At 66.5% G+C, this 3069-nt stretch carries 4 protein-coding genes and 1 tRNA gene; 3 read left to right on the plus strand and 2 right to left on the minus strand.

The window, feature by feature from the left end; translation table 11 throughout:
* Window positions 1–436 (minus strand): S-adenosylmethionine:tRNA ribosyltransferase-isomerase (locus BIS11_RS13845; protein WP_253586322.1); only part of this gene is annotated, 436 nt, incomplete at its 3' end.
* 111 nt (window positions 437–547) lie between these two features.
* Here BIS11_RS13845 and BIS11_RS13850 point away from each other — a divergent pair.
* Both BIS11_RS13850 and BIS11_RS13855 read left to right on the plus strand, forming a co-directional pair.
* Window positions 548–634: transfer RNA gene (locus BIS11_RS13850), tRNA-Leu, on the plus strand.
* A 150-nt stretch (window positions 635–784) separates the two neighbouring features.
* Entirely contained in the window at window positions 785–1135 is a 351-nt protein-coding gene (locus BIS11_RS13855) for a RidA family protein (RefSeq protein WP_253419103.1), read from the plus strand.
* A gap of 98 nt (window positions 1136–1233) precedes the next feature.
* Here BIS11_RS13855 and BIS11_RS13860 read toward each other — a convergent pair whose 3' ends face one another.
* On the minus strand, window positions 1234–2343 hold the full coding sequence (locus BIS11_RS13860; protein ID WP_253586324.1) for a histidinol-phosphate transaminase: 1110 nt from the start codon (window positions 2341–2343) through the stop codon (window positions 1234–1236).
* A gap of 189 nt (window positions 2344–2532) precedes the next feature.
* Here BIS11_RS13860 and BIS11_RS13865 point away from each other — a divergent pair.
* Window positions 2533–3069, plus strand: a 537-nt coding sequence (locus tag BIS11_RS13865; RefSeq protein ID WP_253586325.1) for an ATP-binding protein, incomplete at its 3' end; no start/stop codon positions are given.

Consider the following 3069-nt stretch of genomic DNA (forward strand, 5'->3'; position numbering starts at 1 on the left):
GCATGTGGCCGTGGGCTTCCAGAAGCGCGATCATCGGCGTCTCGCCCAGGAATCGCAGCTCGAACAGCGCATCGCGCCGGCCTTCGACCACCGCGCGCACGTCGCCTTCGAAGATCAGCTCGGTGCCGGGTTTGGGCGATTTGCTCGAGCGGATGTGCGCCAGACCCCGGTATTCGTCCAGCGGGCGCTCCAGCAGCATCTCCACCTTGCCGCCGCTCGCCTTGTGGCCGTGCAGGCGGGCGGGAATCACCCGGGTGTCGTTGAACACCAGCAGATCTCCCGGGGCGAGAAGCTCGAGAAGATCGGTGAACCGGCGATGATCGAGCGCCTCGCGCTCGCCATCCACGCACAGCAGCCGGCAGTCGCTGCGCTGCTCGGAGGGGTAGCGAGCGATCAGCTCATCGGGTAGCTCGAAGTGGAAGTCCGCGCGCTGCATGGGGAAGCTCTTTTCAGTGGTCAAACGGGCGGCCTAGGATAGCGCTTTCGCGCCATAAAGTCAGGCGATGCATTGACTTGGCGGGGGATGTTCGTATAATGCCGAGCCATTGCCGGTGTGGCGGAATTGGTAGACGCAGCGGATTCAAAATCCGCCGCTGTAAAAGGCGTGCCAGTTCGAGTCTGGCCACCGGTACCATCTTTAAAGAAAAAAGGCGCTCAGGCGCCTTTTTTTGTGCCTGTCGTTCGGGTTCGGGGCTCGGTTTTCGAGCGGGTCGCAGGATGGTCGTTGGCGGCTTTTCATGTACTATCGCCAAGCACATCCTTGCAATCTTGTCCGGAGCAATCCATGAGCGTGACCTACCACGAAAGCAACACCCGCATGAGCCAGATCGCGATCCACAACGGCACCGTCTACCTCGCGGGCCAGGTGCCGGCGGACGCCACCGCCGACATGAAAGGCCAGACCGAGCAGGTGCTGACCCGCATCGACGAGCTGCTGGAAAAGGCCGGCTCCTCGAAGGCGCACCTGATCTCCGCCCAGGTGTGGGTGACCGACATGGCCGAGTTCGATCAGATGAACGTCGCCTGGGAAGCCTGGCTCGACGGCCACACCCCGCCGGTGCGCGCTGCCCTCGAGGCCAAGCTCGCCAAGCCCGAGTGGAAGGTCGAGATCATGGTCGTCGCCGCCAAGGCGTGAGCCCGGCAGCGCGGTCGCGCCGCGCATAGGCGACCGACCCCTCGCCGTCACAAGAACCCAGGCCTTGGCCTGGGTTCTTGTCTTTCGGGGCAAGCTCGCTAGGCGTGCGTTTTGACGGCTTCTTCCAAAGGCGCCAGGCGCCCGGGCTCCAGCGCATCCGCCACGGCGGTGATGCGGATCACGTTGGCGAGCTTCGGGTGGGCGAGCCGCGCGACCAGCACGCCATCATTCAGCAGCGCCTGGTGCACCTCGGCGGCAAGCTCAGCACTCGGCAGGCGAAGGCCGACGAAGTTGGTGGCGCTCGGCAGCACGTCGGCGCCCAGGGTGCGAAAGTGCTCGGCGAGGCGCTCGCGGCGCGCCTTGACGTCGGCCACGTGCTGGCGAACCTCGGCCATGTCGTCGAGCACCACCTCGGCGGCGGCCAGCGACACCGCCGACACCGCGTAGTGAATGCGCACTTTCATCATCATGGCCAGCACCGCCGGCTCGGCGATCGCGTAACCCACGCGTAGCCCGGCCATGCCGTGCGCCTTGGAGAGGGTGCGCAGGCGAACCACGCCGGGCAGCGCCCGGGCGGCGAACCCGCTGCCCGCATCGTCACGAAAATCGCCGTAGGCCTCGTCGAGCAGCAGCCAGCAGTCGTCGGGCAGCGCCTCGCGAAGCGTCAAAATCGCATCGTCGTCGTGCAGGTGGCCGCTCGGGTTGTCCGGGTTGGCCAGATAAACGAGGCGGGCGTTCTCCCGGTGCGCCGCCGCCGCCAGCGCTTCGAGATCCGGTGCCAGCACCCCCGGCGCCTCGCGATCGGCCGGCTCCACCAGTCGGCACCCCTGGCCGCGGGCGAAGTAGCCGAAGGTGGGGTAGGTGCCCGCCGTGGCGATGACCGTATCCCCCACCTCGCAGGTGGTACGCAGCGCAAGCGCGATCAGGCTGTCTGCCCCCGCATCCACCAGCAGATGATCGAGCGGTGTGCCGAGAAGCGCGCTCAGCCGGGTGCGAACCCCCATCGCCTCGGCGTCGCCGTAGCGGTAGACCTGCTCGGTGAACGCATCGCCGAAATGCGCACGCAGCGCGCGATGAGGCATGTCCAGCCCCTCGTTGGAGCCCAACTGGTGAGGCAGCGTGCGGTCAAGGCGACGTTCCAGCGCCTTGAGGCCGGGAAAGGGGTTGGCCGGGCCGTCGCCGGTCAGGTGGTCGGGGTAGCGGGGCATGGTGTTTTCCTGCAATCGAAAGGTGCACGTCGGCCAACGCGAAAGACGCGACGGCGATGAAATGCCCCTAGTATCCAGTAGTCGTTCACTGACATAAAGCAGCGGCGATGGATGACGCCGGGACAGGTGTCGGGGGCGCGCGGGTCTGGCAAGATAGCGCTTTCAGAGTTTCATCGATCAAGGACCCGCATGGCCCACCTGCTACGCATCGTGATGATTCATGGCCACCTGGACGGCGTGGTCGAGCTGAGTGTGGATGGCCACACCAACATCTGCGGCACCAACGCCTCGGGCAAGACCACGCTTCAGCGCCTGGTGCCGGTGTTCTACGGCGAGCTGCCCAACAAGGTGGTGCCCCGCACGCGGCGCAAGTTCGATGCCTTCTACCTGCCGCACCGCAACAGCTACCTGGTGTACGAATACCGCCGCGAAGCCGGCAGCCTCTGCCAGGCGGTCCTGACGCGGCGCCCGGAAGGCGGCGTCGAGTACCGTTTCGTGGCCGCGCCGTATCGCCCCGAGGATTACCTCGTCGAAGGCGAAAACGGCATCGAGGCGCGGGAGTACGCCGACTGGGCGAGCGGCCTGCGGCGCAGCGGCACCGGCGTTTCCGCCAAGCTGTCCGCCACCTCCGAGTACCGCGCGGTGATCCAGAACGACTTCACGCCCACGCCGGGCATGGCGCTGCACGGCAACCGCAAGGAGGCGTTGAAGCTTCGCCAGCTCGCC

This window comes from Halomonas sp. 707D4 (assembly GCF_024158685.1).
Taxonomy (GTDB): domain Bacteria; phylum Pseudomonadota; class Gammaproteobacteria; order Pseudomonadales; family Halomonadaceae; genus Vreelandella.

Bases quoted from the DNA above. Each gene is read 5' to 3' on its own strand.
- BIS11_RS13855 (WP_253419103.1), top strand. From the start codon at position 785: ATGAGCGTGACCTACCACGAAAGCAACACCCGCATGAGCCAGATCGCG.
- BIS11_RS13860 (WP_253586324.1), bottom strand. From the start codon at position 2,343: ATGCCCCGCTACCCCGACCACCTGACCGGCGACGGCCCGGCCAACCCC.